This window comes from Bacillus sp. 196mf (genome assembly GCF_003217275.1).
Lineage (GTDB): Bacteria > Bacillota > Bacilli > Bacillales > Bacillaceae_G > Bacillus_A > Bacillus_A thuringiensis_S.
The window spans coordinates 1-17,466 of sequence record NZ_QJTG01000003.1; the positions used below are offsets into that span (position 1 = coordinate 1).

Here is a 17,466-nt window from a genome sequence, read left to right on the forward strand (position 1 = left end):
TCATTCTCTGATTGGAGTCTTTTCTTTATCATGTTTTCAAATCGGAAACATGTATTTGGCATGCCTTGTTTCCTAACTAAGCTGAGTAGTTACGAGTATAGTATGCTCTTTTCCGTATAATACAAGTATAGATATAATACTAGTGAGAAAGAAGTGCAAACAGGAGGCGCATGTATGAAATTGGTAATTAAAGTTTTAGCTGTATTCGCCATCATTTTAGGGGGAACAGCATATTATTTAAACACAAAAACAGAAGGTGTACATGCTTTTGTAGACAACTTCTTTTCAAATAAAGAAATACAAGATTATTATGCGGTTGTAGATAAAGGTGAGAAAAAAGACGGTGAATATTTGTATACATTTAAAGGGTATACAGAGGACGGAAAGCAACAAATTATTAAAAGAATGGTAAATCGTGAATTGCATGCAGGTGCTTTTATAAAAATTTATGCAAAAGGTATGCAAGGAAAAGGATGGGCTGAAATAACGAAAGAGTCAATCCCGCAAAAAGCATTGCAAAAAATAGAAAAATCATAAAAGGAGCGAATCGTTCGCTCCTTTTTTAGTGCGTTAAAATAGTGATAGATGTATTTTCTTTGTTAGAAATGATTTTGGCACGTCCACCAATTGGAAAAGTAAAAATTGGAGTTGTATGTCCAAAATTTGCATTTGCAATGATAGGAATATGTGCAAGTTCAGGTTTTGAAGAAATCATTTCTTGAATGTCCGCTATCGTACATTCTGCTTCTTTTTGCATTCTTCCTATTACAATACCTGTTATATGTTCAAAATCAGGTTGCTGCATAAGGGAATGTAGATAGCGATCAAAAGTTTTAAGCGTTGATTTTCCTGTTAAACTGTCTTCTTCAAGGAATAAAATTTTGCCCTTTAAGTTTGGCATATATGGTGTGCCTTGTAGTAAATTAAGTGTGCTCATATTGCCACCGATAATTTCTCCTGTCGCTTCCCCCTCTTGAATTGGAACATACCCTTCATTTTTTATAAATTCTCGATTTTCCTGATCCATATACCAAGAATCATCGCTCCACGTTTCCGCCGGAATGATTTCAATAGGCTCATTAGTGGTTAAGCATTGTAAAAAGTAATCGTTTGTATACTCGAGCCCTTTCTCCATTCCAAATGAAGAGAAGTGGGGACCCGAATATGTAACAAGCCCTGTTTTTGTGTAAATTGCATTATTTAAGGCAGTAATATCAGAATAACCACAGAAAAATTTCGGGTTTTTACGAATTAGATCATAATCGAGATGTTTCAATAAACCATTGGAGTTGTATCCGCCAAGTGTCGTCAAAATAGCTTTTACATTAGGGTCTCCAAATGCTTCATGGAGGTCTTGAATGCGGGAAGAAATAGAAGAGGAAGCAAATTGATCTATCTCATCGGCATATTTTGAGAATGTAACTTGAAAGCCCATGTCAGTTAATCTTTTTGTAGCAAGTTTTCTATTTTCATTTGAAACAATACTTAAACTACAGGATGGTGAAATCACGCGTATTTCATCACCCTTTTTTAACTTTGTTGGTATCACTGAATTCACCTCTATAATTAAAAGAATATTTAGATTTAAAAAATATTTTATCACATGAAATAAAGTAGAAGTGAATTATTTTTTGAAATGGAGTTTTCCTGATTTTTCAGCAGACAGACAGCGTCTTTTTTTGATATGATAGGAAAAGTGATTTATTATAAGTAGTATTTAATATCTATAACATTTGAAAGGTGTGCAAGACGTGAAGAAACAACTTGCAGGCTTGCCGGTACACGTTCATTTCGTAACAGAAATCCGTGAAGGGGCGAGGAAGGAAACCGTTGCTTTTGAAGCAAATGGTCAATACTATGTAAAAGGTCAAGGTACATATGTAACATTCCAGGAGCCGAACGAACAAGGCGAAGTGAAAACAATTATTAAAATTCAAGATGAACAAGTTCTCATTATGCGTTCAGGTGCTATTTCTATGCGTCAGACGCATGTGAAAGGTGAATGGACAACGGGTACGTATACGAGTGAACTTGGTACGTTTGCACTGCAAACGAAAACTGATAACGTTCTTTTTAAATGGTCGGATGAAAAGAAAAAAGGACAACTCTTCTTAACGTACGCATTGCTTCTAAGTGAACAAGAAGCTGGCAGATATACAATTACAATTAATTTGAAGGAGGCAAAATAATGAATTCCTTAGAACAGGTAAAAGGATTGATTAAAGAAGAAATTCAAGCTGCTGTATTAAAGGCAGAATTAGCGACAGAAGAACAGATTCCAAACGTTGTATTAGAATCTCCAAAAGATAAAACAAATGGTGACTTCTCTACAAATATGGCAATGCAACTTGCACGCGTTGCGAAAAAAGCACCTCGTATGATTGCAGAAGAACTAGTTGCAAACTTCGATAAAGCAAAAGCTTCTATTGAAAAAATCGAAATCGCTGGTCCTGGTTTTATTAACTTCTATATGGATAATAGCTACTTAACAGATTTAATTCCAACAATCGTAAACGCTGGTGAAGCTTACGGTGAAACGAACACTGGTAAAGGTGAAAAAGTACAAGTTGAGTTCGTATCTGCGAATCCAACAGGTGACCTTCACTTAGGACATGCACGTGGTGCGGCAGTAGGTGACACTTTATGTAACGTATTAGCAAAAGCAGGATACGATGTATCTCGTGAGTACTATATTAATGATGCTGGTAACCAAATTCATAACTTAGCTCTTTCTGTTGAAGCTCGTTACATGCAAGCATTAGGTTTAGAGAAAGAAATGCCAGAAGACGGTTACCATGGTGCGGATATCATTGGAATCGGTAAACGTTTAGCTGAAGAGTTTGGTGATCGTTACGCAAAAGCTGATGAAAAAGAAAGCTATGAATTCTACCGTGAATATGGTTTGAAATATGAGTTAGCAAAACTTCAAAAAGACTTAGAGAGCTTCCGTGTTAAATTTGATGTATGGTTCTCAGAAACATCATTATACAAAAACGGAAAAATTGATGCTGCACTTGCTGTATTAAAAGAGCGTGATGAAATCTTTGAAGAAGGCGGAGCAACTTGGTTCCGTTCAATGACTTACGGTGACGACAAAAACCGTGTATTAATTAAAAATGATGGTTCTTACACATACTTAACGCCAGATATCGCTTATCACCGTGATAAATTAGAGCGTGGTTTCGATAAGTTAATCAACATTTGGGGTGCTGACCACCACGGTTACATTCCTCGTATGAAAGCTGCTATTCAAGCGCTAGGTTACGATAAAGAAACACTTGAAGTAGAAATCATCCAAATGGTACAACTGTACCAAAATGGTGAAAAAATGAAAATGAGTAAGCGTACAGGTAAAGCAGTTACACTTCGTGAGCTTATGGAAGAAGTAGGCGTGGACGCAATGAGATACTTCTTCGCGATGCGTAGCGGTGATTCTCATTTAGACTTCGATATGGACTTAGCTGTATCAAAATCTAATGAAAACCCAGTATACTATGCACAATATGCTCATGCTCGTGTATGCAGTATCCTTCGTCAAGGTGAAGAGTTAGGATTAGCTGCAGATGGAGACGTGAATTACAAACTTGTTACTTCTGAGAAAGAAGTAGAGTTACTGAAAAAACTTGGTGAATTCCCAGCTGTAGTTGCGGATGCAGCACAAAAACGTCTGCCACACCGCATTACAAGCTATGCATTTGAATTAGCAGCAGCATTACACAGCTTCTACAATGCAGAAAAAGTATTGAACCAAGATAACTTAGAATTAAGTAAAGCTCGTTACGAGTTAATGAAAGCAGTACGCACTACACTTCAAAATGCATTAGCAATCGTAGGAGTATCTGCACCAGAAAAAATGTAATTAAGAAAAGCGAAAGCGGCTCGTTTAGAATAGGAGGGGGATGGAGCTCCTGACAGAGAGGCGTACTTTGCCTCGGAGGAAGGCACGAAGCCACCGAGTATTCTAGCAAAGCGGAGCCGATTTTTCGCTTTCAGTAAAAGGCAATCACACGATGTTGTGATTGCCTTTTTGTATGGAGATAATAAAAAAATAAAATTTTATCAAACAAAAGGATAATTTGCGTCGTCTTATATAAATGACAGGAGGCTTATGATGGAAGAAAAGGTAGAAGAATTAATTGATATATATAAGCAGCAAATATATTCCTTATGCTATAAGTTAGCGAAAACGAAAGAAGATGCGGAAGATATTTTTCAAGAGACGTGGATAAAGGTTTTTTCATCAAGGCACCAACTTTCTTATGTGGATAATTATAAAAAGTGGATTACTACAATTTGTGTTCGTACGTTTTATGATTTTTATCGTAAGAAAAAAAGGTGGAAAGATCGAATATTGGATTTGTTTCATAAAGAAGATGGTGGAGAAATAGATTTCGCAGATGAAGTGAATATATCAGAAGAATTTATTCAAAAAGTGGAAGCGGAAATGATACGGGAAGTAATACAGTTATTAAATGAAAAATATAAAACGGTACTCGTACTCTATTACTATGAACAATATTCTTACAAGGAAATGAGTGAAATATTAAATATACCGATTGGTACGGTAATGGTGAAAGATGGTTTTGTAAAAGTGAATTGGGAAGCAAAATAAAGGGCCCTTGAGAAAGGCCCTTTATTTTATTGGATTGTATAAGTAACAGAAAAACTAACAGGACTATAGTAAACGTAAGGTGCATGAAATTGAACGTACATATTTCCATCTGTTTTTGCAGTGAAAATTCGGCCGTAACCATCAGAATAACGTCCAATAAGGTTATGATTTGAGTCATAAACACTGTAACTAGGAGTTTTGCTGTTAGGTTGAATTGTTAACTCTTGTCCCTTTTGAAGGAAAACAGGTTCTTGTTCAGAACTACCTCCAGTTTGCAAAGAATAAAATTTTGTAAAGCTTTGTTCTTGAGCGGCAGCAGCGACTTTTGTTTCAGGAATAAACGCGGTAGCGCCGGTAATTCCTGCTAAAGTTAACGCACCTGCTAAAATCATTTTTTTCATAATAGAAAAAGCCTCCTTATAAGTTGTAATCGATATTGTTACAGTTAATATTGTATACGATAATGAGGAGGATAAAATATGCTTTTATGCATATATATTTTTTCTCAATAAAAGACCACTGATAAAAATCAGTGGTCTTTTATTGATTAAGCAGCTTTCTGTTCAGTTTGAGTAACAGGTTTTTGAAGCGAGTTATAAACCCCTGTTCCGATAACGTCTAATGCTATTTTCATTCGTTCAGGTGAAATATTTTCTAATACGTTATCTTGAGGTGTATGGTATACCTTCTCAATATGATAGATTAATGGATTCCAACTATCGACACCCATCCAAATAAATAGAGCAGCAGGAATACCAGCTTCAGCAAATGGAACATGATCACTAGAACCGAATTTACCTTGTAGGACGAGGTCATTATTTAGTTGTTTACCTGCTTGCAAGGCAGTATCTGTTACAAAGTTTGTAGAGCCATCAGGTGTCATAGCGTATAAATTCTTTGCTTTATCATAATTTGTTGCAACCATGTCTGCGTTAAAGACACCTAAAATTCGATTGCGTTCTTTTTGGGATAGACTATTAACGTAATAATCGGAGCCAAGTAAGCCAGTCTCTTCAGAACCAAAGGTAATAAAACGAATTTCCTTATCAGTTTCTACATTTTGAAAAGCACGAGCTAGTTCTAATACTAATCCAGTTCCAGAAGCATTATCATTTGCGCCAGGTGCTCCGACAACACTATCATAGTGCGAACTTACAACGACTGCTTTTTCATTACCGGTACTCTTTTTTGGTTTCTTTTTGGCGATAACATTTAGAGATGTTAATTTAGATTCATGTCTCGCTTTTAGGGAAAGAATTGTTGTCCCTTTTTTAGCGATTTCTTCTTTAAATGCATTTCCTTGCGCATAAGCAAGACCAAAGACAGGGATAGATTGCTTTTTCGTTAGGCGGGGATTGAAGGTTTGTCCATAATTTCCGCGTCCGCCAATTAAACTGTATAAAAGAACACCTTTTGCACCTTTGCTAACAGCATTTTCAACTTGTTTATTATAGTCTGTAATTGTCGTTCCTCTTTCAAATAAAACAATTTTACCGTTTACTTCATTTGGAATATCTTCTAATTTTGTCCCACCTTGAACAAAGATAAGGGGAGCTGTAACAGCTTCTGTAGAAATTAGTGAATTAGGAGCAGCACCAGCTTGCCAATTACGTTTTATTGACAGTGGTGATTCAATGAATCCAACGTACTGATCGGGAACCTGAAATGGCTGATATTCTACTTCATAGCCCATCGATTTAAGCTGCATACCAATGTAACGAGAAGCCCATTCTTCGGATTTTGTTCCACCGGGTCGAGGACCAATTGTTTCAGATAAGAAACGAACATGTTCAATTGCGCGGTTTGGATCAATCTGTTTTGTAATAGATGGAGTTTGTGTAACCTCTGACGTGGAATCCGCTTTTGCTTGCCCAATTGGAGCTAAGCTAACAGCGAGTGATACAGCAAGCAAAGAGCTTACTATTTTTTGTTTCAATGATTTTCTCATTTTTTCCTCTCCTATTCTTCTATTCTCTGTGACTGACAAAAGAAGACGGATAATGACTTTATTTTACCTTCGCGTCTTTTGTTTTTCAATATTCTGACATTGAGAAATAAAAACAATATATGCATATTTGCATATTTTTGAGGAAGATATGTATGCTATCATTTTAAACGAAGGTTCGCTTTCTACTCTGAAAGCTCCTACATTGCATGAATCTAGTGTACCCAAACTTTAGATTATGTAGAGAAATGGAACCACTGTAGGGTTTCATTTCTCATGTTTGAATCAGTTGATGGTAATTATGTTTCCGCATTTCATAATTATTATCAGTGATATATGTAAGGCATCCATATGAAAATAAGAGGCTGTTCAAAGGTTTTCCGTACTTTTGGGCAGCCTCACCCCGTTAAAAGGACGATACTTTATGTATCGTCCTTTTTGTATAAAAAAACATTATTAATAATGTTTTTTGCGTTTTGTAGCTAAAATACTTAATAATCCAGCTAGTAGAAGGACGATACCTACTGTTTGTGTAGGGTCTTCTTTATGACCTGTATTTGGAAGGTGTTTATCCGTATTTCGATCATCTTGCTGTTTGTTATCTGTTTCATTTGATGTTTCTTCGGAAGTTCCGTTTTTGTGTTTCTCAGATGTTTCATTGCCTTTGTTTTCTTCTTTATTTGGAGGAGTAACTGGCTTGTCATCTCCACCTGACGAAGATTCAATCTTTTTATTTGAAACTGTAATTTGTAGTGGTGTAGCTTGGGCTTTATCAATTGTAAAGTTTATTGGTGATGCATCTAATTGATAGCCTTTAGGAGCCTGTGTTTCTACTAATTGATAATTACCAGGTTTCAAATCATTTACGATTACTTTTCCGTGTTGGTCTGTTTTTAAACCTTCTCGGATGATTTTTCCATCTTGGTCTAAAATATTGAAAATGGCACCTTCAAGTGTTCCATGGTGATCAATATCAACTTTAGTTAACTCAATTGAACCTGTTGTTAAACTATTTAAAGCTGTAACAGAGGTAATCTGAGATTGTCCTTTCGTAATTGTGAAAGGAATTGGTTTAATGTTTAAATCATAGCCAGTTGGAGCTTTCGTTTCAATGAACTGATAATCTCCTGGACGTAAATCAGAAACAGAAATCTTACCATCTTTATCAGTAGTTAAATCAGAATGAACATCCTTACCGTTCATATCTACAATTTTAAAGATAGCCTCTGCAAGAGTAGTACCATCGATGTCATCAACTTTAGTTAATTCAACTGCGCCTTTAGTTAAGCTGTTAGTAGCAGTAACAGAAGCTTTAGCAGTTTGACTCTTTTCAACAGTAAACTTGATAGGATTTTGGTTTAAGTCATAATGCTTAGGAGCTTTCGTTTCAATAAACTGATAATCTCCCGGACGTAAATCAGAAACAGAAATCTTCCCATCTTTATCAGTAGTTAAATCAGAACGAACATCCTTGCCGTTCATATCTACAATTTTAAAGATTGCTCCTTCAAGAGTAGTACCATCGATGTCATCAACTTTAGTTAATTCAACTGCGCCTTTAGTTAAGCTATTCGTAGCAGTAACAGAGGCGATTTTTTCTTGGCCTTTTTTAACTGTGAACTTAATAGGTGTTTTGTTTAAGTCATAGTGTTCAGGAGCTTTTGTTTCGATAAACTCATAGTCTCCTGGCGGTAATTCATCCACAACTAAACGGCCGTTTTTATCAGTAGTTAAATCGGTACGAACATCGTGTCCATCCTTATTAACAATTTTAAATACTGCACCTTCAAGTGTTGTGTTTTGCTTGGCATCATCAACTTTAATTAACTCAACACTACCTTTCGTTAAGCTATTAATAGCTGTAACGAAGACATGCTTTGTTTGACTTCTTTCGATTGTAAACTTAATTGGTTCTTCATTTAAGTCGTAATGTTTAGGAGCTTTTGTTTCAATAAATTGATAGTCTCCTGGTTGTAAGTCTTTAGCGATGATTTTTCCGTCTTTATTGGTAACTAAATTCGTACGAATGTCGTTACCGTTCAGATCAGTAATTTTAAATACCGCACCTTCTAGCATTTCTTTCTTATCTATAGAGTCAACTTTCGTTAATTCCACGCCACCTTTTGTTAGGCCATTCTTAGCAGTAACAGAAGCGTGAGTTAGTTGACTTCTTTCGATAGTGAAGCTAATAGGTGTTTTATTTAAATCGTAATGCTTAGGAGCTTTCGTTTCAATGAATTGATAGTCTCCTGGGCGTAAGTTCGTAGCAGTAATCTTACCATCTTTATCAGTAGTTAAATCAGTGCGAACAATTTTACCTTTCGCATCGATGATGTTAAACACTGCATCAGAAAGTTTTGTATCTGAATTTATATCATCCACTTTTATTAATTCTACAGCACCCTCAGTTAAGCTATTTGTAGTAGTAACTTGGAGCTTTTCTTTTTGGCTTTTCTTAATTGTAAACTTAATAGGTGTACTATCTAATTTATAGTGTTCAGGAGCTTTCGTTTCAACAAACTGATAGTCCCCAGGACGTAAATCAGAAACAGAAATTTTTCCATGTACATCTGTTGTAAGCTCAGTACGAATCTCGTTACCATTCAGATCAGTAATTTTAAATACCGCATCTTTAAGAGCAGTACCATCTACATCATCCACTTTAGAAAGTTCCACAGCGCCTTTCGTTAAGCTATTTGTAGCTGTAACGGAGATAGGATCAGCTTGGCTCTTTGTAATTGTGAATGGAATTGGCTCTTTGTTTAAATCGTAGTGTTTCGGAGCCGTTGTCTCGATGAATTGATAATCACCAGGACGTAGGTCAGAAACGCTAATTTTACCTTGTTGATTCGTAACAAGATTTTTGCGAATTACAGTACCATTCATATCCACAATTTTAAATACTGCGCCTTCAAGAGTAGTGCCATCGACGTCATCCACTTTAGAAAGTTCCACGCCGCCTTTTGTTAAACTATTTTTCATAGTAACGGTAGCAATATCTTTTTGGCTTTTTTCAATTGTAAATATAATTGGTTTTTTGTCTAAATCATAGTGTTCAGGAGCCGTTATTTCAACGAATTGATACGTACCAGGACGTAAGTTTTCGATAACGATTTTACCTTCACTGTTTGTTTTTAAATCTGTTTTAAGTACTTTGCCATCTTGATCCAGTAAATTAAATACCGCATCAGCAAGTTTTGTTTGAGTGTTTAAATCATCAACTTTAAGTAATTCGATACTACCTTGTTTTAAGCTATTTGTAGCAGTTAAAGAAATAGCTTTCTTCTGTCCTTTTTCAATAGTGAATTTGATTGGTGTTTCATCTAAAACGTAATGCTTAGGAGCTTTCGTTTCGATAAATTGGTAATCACCAGGACGTAGGTCATTAATTTCGATTATTCCTTGTTCATTTGTAACAAGGTCTTTATGAACTACATCACCGTTCATATTAACAATTTTAAATACTGCATCTTTAAGAACAGTGCCATCAACATCGTCTACTTTAGAAAGTTTAACTGCACCCTTTGTTAAAGCATTTGTAGCAGTGATATGAAGAGTTTCAGTTTGGCTCTTTTTAATTGTAAATACGATAGGTTTTTTATCTAAATCGTAATGTTCAGGAGCAATTGTTTCAACGAATTGATACGTACCAGGACGTAGGTTTTCAACAACAATTTTACCTTCATCATTTGTTTTTAAGCCTTCTTTAACTAGCTCTCCGTCTGCATCTAATAAATTAAATACGGCGTTAGCAAGTTTTGTAGTTATATCAATATCGTCAATCTTTGTTAGTTCAACGCTACCGTTTTTCAAAGCATTTTTGCCTGTAACATTGATCTCTTTCGTTTGACTTCTTTCAATTGTAAATGGAATCGTTGTTTCATCTAATACATAGTGCTCAGGAGCTTTTGTTTCAATGAACTGATAGTCTCCAGGGCGTAAATCAGAAACAGAAATTTTACCGTTTTTATCTGTAACAAGATTCGTATGAACTTCCTTACCATTCATATCCACAATCTTAAAGATTGCACCTTCGAGCATCGTACGATCGATGTCATCAATTTTTGTTAATGTTACTGCACCTTTCTTTAAACTGTTAGTAGCAGTAACAGTAATATTCTCTTTTTGACTTTTTTCGATAGTGAATGGAATAGGGTCTTTGCTTAAGGTATAGTCTTTTGGAGCTTTTACTTCAATAAATTGATAGTCTCCAGGACGTAAATCAGAAGCAGAAATTTTACCGTTTTTATCAGTTGTTAAACCTTTGCGAATTACCTTTTTAGTATCATGAGCGTCAACGATTATAAATTCTGCACCTTCAAGAGTAGTGCCATCAACATCATCAACTTTTGTTAAAGTGACGCCACCTGTAAGTAAACTATTTTTTACAGTAACAGGGATAGGAAGATCTTCCTTACTACCTTTTTTAATTGTGAACTTAATAGGTGTTTTGTCTAATTTATAATGTTCAGGTGCTTTTGTTTCGATAAATTGATAATCCCCTGGTGCTAAATCAGGAATAACTAACACTCCGTAATCATCTGTTGTTAAATCTTTCATAATTTCTTTGCCAGTTGCATCTTGCAATGTGAATACAGCGCCGGCAAGAGCTTTACTACTTTCCACATCATCTTCTTTAATAAGTTTAACTTTTCCTTTCGTTAAACTATTTTTAAATGTAAGTGGAAGGAGTTTTTGTTGTCCTTTTTCGATTGTAAATTCAATTGGTTCTACATTTACATCGTAATAAGTTGGAGCCTTTGTTTCGATAAGCTTATAGTTACCAGGACGTAAGTCATCTACAACTAGCATTCCTTTACTATTCGTAACAAGGTCCGTACGAACATCTTCATTAGTATCTCTATTAACGATTTTAAATACTGCACCTTCAAGTGTTTCCTTTTCATCTGCAGCATTCACTTTTGTTAACTCAATACCGCCTTTTGTTAAGCTGTTTTTAGCGGTAACAGTAGCCTGAGTTGTTTGACTTTCTGTAATCGTAAATTTAATTGGTTTTGTATTTTTGTCGTAATACTTCGGTGCTGTTACTTCGATAAATTTATAATCGCCAGGGCGTAAGCCAGTAGCGATAGCTTTACCATCCGCACCAGTTTTTACATTTTCGCGAATAACTTTCTTTTCATCATTTGCATCAACAATTTTAAATACAGCACCTTCAAGAGCTGTACCATCGATATCATCAACTTTTGTTAATTCAACATCTCCTGGTTTTAAAGCATTTTCAGCTTTCACAAGTAGAGTTTCTTTCTGACTTCTATCGATTGTAAATTCAATAGGTTCTGCTCGTAAAACGTAATGTTCAGGAGCAGCTATTTCAATAAATTTATACGTACCAGGACGTAGGTTACTAACTTTAACTTTACCGTGTTTATCAGTAGTTAAGTTAGTGTGAGGGGAAACGTCATTATTATTTGTATCGACAAGTTTGAATACAGCACCTTCTAGTGGTTTTTTCTCACCAAACTCATCAACTTTTAATAATTCAACCTCGCCCGTTTTTAAGCTGTTATTTGCCGTAACAGTAGCAAGAGCTTGTTGGCTTTTATCAATTGTAAACTCGATAGGGTTTGTACTTAACGTATAATCCTTAGGAGCTTCTGTTTCGATAAATTTATAAGCACCAGGCTCTAAATCTTTAACGGTAACTTTTCCATCTGAACCTGTTTTTATATTTTCACGAATTACTTGTTTCTCGTCATTCGCATCGACAATTTTAAATACAGCACCTTCAAGGGCAGTGCCATCGACATCATCGACTTTCGTTAAAGTGACACCACCTTTAATGAGGTGATTTGTCGCTGTAACAGTAAGTGCTTTCTGTTGGCTCTTTTCAACTGTAAATTTAAGCGGTTTTTTATCTATTTCATAATGTTCAGGTGCTTTTTCTTCAACAAATTGGTACTCTCCAGGAAGTAAATTTTTCGCTTCGATTTGTCCGTTACCATTTGTCGTTAATTTGGTATAACCAGGAATTCTTTTGTTATTTCGGTCCCGTACACTAAATACTGCACCTTCTAAAGTATTACCCTCTTTATCAACTTTTGTTAGGATAACTGAGCCTCTAATCAAGTTGTTTTGGGCCTCTTTATTAATTACTGTTGTTTGATCTTCCTCGATTGTAAATTCAATAAGTCGATCATCTAATTGATAATGCTCAGGAGCCTTTATTTCTTTTAAGTAGTAAGTTCCTGGTTTTAAATTATCTACAGTAATTTGTCCTTTATCATTTGTTATTAATTCTTTATGTTCAGGAATGACATTATGGTTTTGATCAAGCAGAGAGAAAACTGCATTTTTAAGCTTTTCTTTGTTATGAGCATCAGTCTTTGTAAGTACTACTTTTCCAACAAATTTCTCGTTTTTAAGAGTATATGTTGTAGTTTCTTCTGCACCAAGCTTAACAAGTTTACCTGCTTTTAATTCTTTACTAATGACATAGCCATCAAGAGTTTTCATTTCTCTAAGCAGATATTCATCGCGTTTTAAGTTGTTAAACTGAGCGATACCATTGTCGTCTGTTGTAATTGTTCGAATAGCAGTTGTACCTGTGCGATCGAATAAAGTAAATACTACGCCAGATAAAATTTTATTTGGATCTGCAGTATCTACTTTTTTAATTTGAAGGTTTCCGCGTCCCTTAGTAGCAGAACCGCCTCCAGATCCAGAAGATACTTTAACTACTATTTCTTCAATTTTTTCAGTTTCTGTTAATTTCAAACTATTACCAGTAATCTTCGCTTTATTGCTTACCTTTTCATTATTGTCTGCATTAATGAGTGAACGGTATTCTAAAATATAAGCTCGATCAATAGTATGAAGAAATTCAATTGTAAATTGTTGTTTCCCCGTATTGTTGTCTGTTGTTATTTTGAGTTTATAGTCTTTTCCTTCTTTTAATTCGTTTGTTGTATCTTTCGTTAAAGTGCCATCCACGGCTACTGTTGTCCCATATAGGTGGAATGACTTTTCATCGAGAATTTGATTGTCTGTCGGATCGTCTGTTACGACAGCATTTTCAATCGTTGATTGACTTGCATTAATAGAAACGCTCCAATCAATGTACTTGTCATTTTGTTTTGCTTTTTTCGTAACGCCGCTACCACCATTTTTGATCTCGAATGCACCATGAATATTGGCGATAGTTTCCGATCCATCTTTTAATTTGGCGTAATTATCATAGCGCTTATTAATTTCTTCACCTGCAAGTGAAGTTTTAAAGCTGATATGGTACGCTGTTTTAATTTCATTTTTAAAATGAATCGTTAATGTATTTTTATTATCTTTCGTTGCATTTTCTACCGTATATTCGTCAGGGGAAACAAGTGCCCCTAATTTATAACCGTCTGCACCACCAGTTAATTCCATATGATGAATCTCAATGGAGTCTGGTATAAGTTTTTGATTGTTTTCTAGTACGTCAACGATAGAAGGGTCTTTAATAGTCCTGTTATTATAGTTAAACCCTATGTCCCATTTGATTTCTTTCGTTTGGGCATTGTAAGAACCGTATTTAAATCCGTTTCCTTTTGTATAGCCGTCAGGATTGAATCTATCATGAGATTTACTATTTTTATCGTTCCCATTTATATCTTTCCATGATAAATCAGCTGTATTTTTGAATGATTTATTATCATCCTTTTTAGATAGAGTCTCGTAATTAAAGTCTGTTGTGTACGTGATGGTTAAAGTTTTATCCATATTAGACTTATAACTACCAGCTAGTGTTACTTTGAATCCGTCAGCTGTTACATCAAGTGTGTAATCAGAGTCTAATTTCAGTTCAGTTGATCCATCAGTAATTTTGAAACTATCTTTTTGTAATGTAAGTCCACTATAGTCAAACGTATCAGTGATAACAGCATCATTTAACACGTAATTGTTATCATTTACAATAATTGTCCATTTCGTTGTTTTCTTATTGTAATCTGTATCGTTTGCATTTTTATTATGTTTCTTTATGATGTTTTGTTGTTGTAATGTAACTTTGTTTGTTTTACTCCATTTTCCATCTGCAATAATTGTATTTTCGATTTCGCCATCTTGTATAACATCATTCTTGGCTTTCGATGTATAAGTAATCACATAGGCACTATTAATATCTTCATTAAATTGTAAATCAAATCCCTCATCGGTTTCTTTTACAGTAAAGTTTGTGGCGTTGTCACCTGTAACAAGTTTTCCGTTATTATCATAAGAAGCATTTTTAACCACGATAGAACTTGCATCAACTTTATGAGATTTGTCCAAGATGTCTTTTAAAAGCGCATCAGATTGTTTAATATCTCTTTGGTCACCGTTGAAAGTAATTGTCCATTCAATTGTTTGTGTTTTTGGATTATATTTACTAGTTTTCTCTAGATGTGTACCGCGTGAAACAGTTACAGTTGCATTTGCGGATACATCTCCTTGATTCTTGCTGGATACTTTTGCTTCATTTTTGAAACTAGTAACACTTTCGTCAGTAATTTTTGTCGCATATTCAATTTGATATGCTTTTTTCGTTTCATTTTTAAAAGCGATATTTAATTTATCGGAGGATGAAGTGAGTGTATATTCTTCTTTACTAACTTCGGCTCCACGAGTCGTTTTCCCGTTAATATCTACTTCTAACTCATAAACCTTAATAGAATCTTCATTGAGACTGGCTCCATTTGGAATATTGTCTTGGAAGACAGCGTTTGTAAGAATGTCTTTTGTTTTGTTCATTTCGACTGTCCAATTGATTTGATTCGTATTAATCGGTCTATCAGGTATACCTTTTTTATTCATAGATTTCTTTACATTAGGTTTGAAATCAAGCTCGATAATAACGTCTTGTTCTTTAATTGGGAAAGGAATTTTTTGTTCCGTAGTCCCTTTAATTTTTGTTTTATTGAATTCCGTACCAACTTTTAAATGACCATCTATATTAGGATTGTTTTCAACGTACTCGTTAAAAGTCATAGTTACTTTTCCGTTTAAGTCAACAACGAACGTCCCAATTTCATGTCCTGTTCCATCAACTAAAGGCTGTGTAATGGTGTTGTGGACGATAAAATATTCCGGAAGTTGGAAAATATAGTAATCTCCCTTTTTTACTTTTAATGATTCTAAAACTTCCCATGTAAAATCGATATTGGCAGCAGAATCAGGATTTGGACGATTATCTGTATCATTAAATGGTTTTCCGTCTTTATCTGTTAATTTTACGCTTGTTAAAATATTTTCTTTAATTTGCTTAGGTGATGGGTCTGGATTTTCAACAGGTTGCCCTGTTGTGTTATCACCAGGGTTCTCAGTAGGTTGCTGTGTCCCGCCATCTTTTGGCTGTTCCGTAGGCTGCTGAGGATTCCCGTTTTTCGGCTGTTCCGCAGGTTGCTGAGTGTTCCCGTCTTTTGGTTGTTCCACAGGTTTCTGCTGTGTCTCACCATCTTTTGAATGTTTCGCAGGCTGCTGAGGATTCCCGTCTTTTGGTTGTTCCGCAGGTTTCTGCTGTGTTTCACCATCTTTTGGCTGTTCAGTAGGTTGCTGTGCGTCACCGTTCTTTTGCTCTTCGGTAGTCTGCTTAGCATCATCACTATTAATAGTAGGTGAAGTAGGGTTATCTACTTGAACAGGAACTGAGATAGTCTTAGCTACTGTACCTAGAGGGAAAGTGAGTGGGACGGCTTTTATGCCAGGTTTTAAATCTGGATTGAATACAGTGTCAAATTTAATTTTCCCCTTAACACCTTTTGAATCTTTTACTGAATCGTTAAAGACTATTTTCATTTTGTTATCGTTTGCCGTAACAAAATATTGACCAATAATTTGTTGATCTGCCATCAAGTTTCCTTGTTGGTCATTTTTTACTTTTAATGCGTTAGGTATTTGAAGAACTGTTGCATCTTTTTCTTGTGCAATTTGATGATCTTTTATTGACCAAGCATATTCTAGGTGAATGATTGATCCTGCATTTATTAAGTTTTTAGGATTTAATGCTTCGTCAATAATATGATTCGTTGCATCTTTCATTTCAACAGTGTCAAATAAGGAATCTCCTGTTAAGGTTTCCGCTTTTACTTGATTGTATGGAAAACTAGCAAGTTGCGAAAATAGTACGAATACAATTAAACATACATTGAAAAGTTTTTTCATTTTTCCTCCTCTGAACATTCATTTGTCCATTGGGGACTTATTCCACATGAACAAATGGAATATAAAAAGTATTTTTTATAAGTTATTTACTTTTTGCTATCCCTCCGTTTCTATACGCGTTCTCAGACAAGTAGGATTATGTTCAAAGTAATATTATTTAACGTAAAACAAAATGTATATTTACACAGTTCTGTGGAAATATACACAATTCGACAAAAAATGTCGAAAAAAATACTGATATTAAAGAATGATATCAGACCTTTATATGTGAGATAGTTTTCATGTATATCTAGTAAAAAAGAATGGTTATAAAGGTAAGTTTTACGATACATACTAACCAATGTAGTGTATCCCTTTGTGAAGGCTTATTTTTGCCTTAAAGTTATGTGGAGATAAAAAGCTAGATAGGGTTGGTTTTGGTCAGAATGAAGACAATATGTACTTTGAAAATAGTCATTTATTTTGTCTAAAGAGAGTTGTGCGATTAGTGGACCGAAGTTGAAAGATGATAGTTTCTTACATTGTTAGAGGAATATAAGAATTACAGAATATTCGACTAACACGTTACTACGGTCATTTTTGAGACGTTTAAACAATAAGAAAGAAGGTGTTTTACTCCTTAGTTACAATATCTTTTTAGTAAAGATAAGCTTAAGTAACCTCCGCTAAAGATTATATACTTAAATGATAAAGAGTTCAACAGTAGTTCACATATTTTCCCAAAAATAAAAACGGCTGTTTTATGTGGAATAAATCTACAAAACAGCCGTTT

8 protein-coding genes are annotated in these 17,466 nt (G+C 34.9%); 4 read left to right on the forward strand and 4 right to left on the reverse strand.

The window, feature by feature from the left end:
- Positions 1-174 precede the first annotated feature (174 nt).
- Positions 175-537, forward strand: coding sequence for a YxeA family protein (locus tag ATL10_RS06715; protein WP_000779932.1), 363 nt, complete (start codon positions 175-177; stop codon positions 535-537).
- Positions 538-562: 25 nt separating this feature from the next.
- On the opposite strand, the gene ATL10_RS06720 is transcribed toward ATL10_RS06715, so the two are convergent.
- The gene (locus ATL10_RS06720) at positions 563-1,549 is read right to left on the reverse strand and encodes a S66 family peptidase (RefSeq protein ID WP_097924447.1); all 987 of its coding nucleotides are present in this window, start codon (positions 1,547-1,549) and stop codon (positions 563-565) included.
- A gap of 202 nt (positions 1,550-1,751) precedes the next feature.
- On the opposite strand from ATL10_RS06720, the gene ATL10_RS06725 reads away from it, so the two are divergent.
- The 3 genes from ATL10_RS06725 to ATL10_RS06735 all read left to right on the forward strand — a co-directional run bounded on the left by ATL10_RS06725 (position 1,752) and on the right by ATL10_RS06735 (position 4,612).
- Positions 1,752-2,189, forward strand: a complete 438-nt coding sequence (locus ATL10_RS06725) for a YwiB family protein (protein ID WP_000744343.1) — start codon at positions 1,752-1,754, stop codon at positions 2,187-2,189.
- Positions 2,189-3,859 carry an arginine--tRNA ligase gene (gene argS, locus ATL10_RS06730; RefSeq protein WP_001086464.1) on the forward strand — a complete coding sequence of 557 codons (1,671 nt, stop codon included), beginning with the start codon at positions 2,189-2,191 and terminating at the stop codon, positions 3,857-3,859. Before ATL10_RS06725 ends, argS begins: the two co-directional genes overlap by 1 nt.
- Positions 3,860-4,111: 252 nt before the next feature.
- The gene (locus tag ATL10_RS06735) at positions 4,112-4,612 is read left to right on the forward strand and encodes an RNA polymerase sigma factor (RefSeq protein ID WP_139213327.1); all 501 of its coding nucleotides are present in this window, start codon (positions 4,112-4,114) and stop codon (positions 4,610-4,612) included.
- Between the two features lie 26 nt (positions 4,613-4,638).
- On the opposite strand, the gene ATL10_RS06740 is transcribed toward ATL10_RS06735, so the two are convergent.
- The 3 genes from ATL10_RS06740 to ATL10_RS06750 all read right to left on the reverse strand — a co-directional run bounded on the left by ATL10_RS06740 (position 4,639) and on the right by ATL10_RS06750 (position 16,694).
- Positions 4,639-5,013, reverse strand: a complete 375-nt coding sequence (locus ATL10_RS06740) for a hypothetical protein (RefSeq protein WP_000738223.1) — start codon at positions 5,011-5,013, stop codon at positions 4,639-4,641.
- A 146-nt stretch (positions 5,014-5,159) separates the two neighbouring features.
- Entirely contained in the window at positions 5,160-6,560 is a 1,401-nt protein-coding gene (locus tag ATL10_RS06745) for a M28 family metallopeptidase (protein WP_110496624.1), read from the reverse strand.
- 453 nt (positions 6,561-7,013) lie between these two features.
- Entirely contained in the window at positions 7,014-16,694 is a 9,681-nt protein-coding gene (locus ATL10_RS06750; RefSeq protein WP_110496626.1) for a SpaA isopeptide-forming pilin-related protein, read from the reverse strand.
- Positions 16,695-17,466 lie beyond the last annotated feature (772 nt).

Coding starts and splice junctions, on each gene's coding strand:
- ATL10_RS06745 (WP_110496624.1), bottom strand. CDS start 6,560: ATGAGAAAATCATTGAAACAAAAAATAGTAAGCTCTTTGCTTGCTGTA.
- ATL10_RS06735 (WP_139213327.1), top strand. CDS start 4,112: ATGGAAGAAAAGGTAGAAGAATTAATTGATATATATAAGCAGCAAATA.
- argS (WP_001086464.1), top strand. CDS start 2,189: ATGAATTCCTTAGAACAGGTAAAAGGATTGATTAAAGAAGAAATTCAA.
- ATL10_RS06715 (WP_000779932.1), top strand. CDS start 175: ATGAAATTGGTAATTAAAGTTTTAGCTGTATTCGCCATCATTTTAGGG.
- ATL10_RS06750 (WP_110496626.1), bottom strand. CDS start 16,694: ATGAAAAAACTTTTCAATGTATGTTTAATTGTATTCGTACTATTTTCG.
- ATL10_RS06740 (WP_000738223.1), bottom strand. CDS start 5,013: ATGAAAAAAATGATTTTAGCAGGTGCGTTAACTTTAGCAGGAATTACC.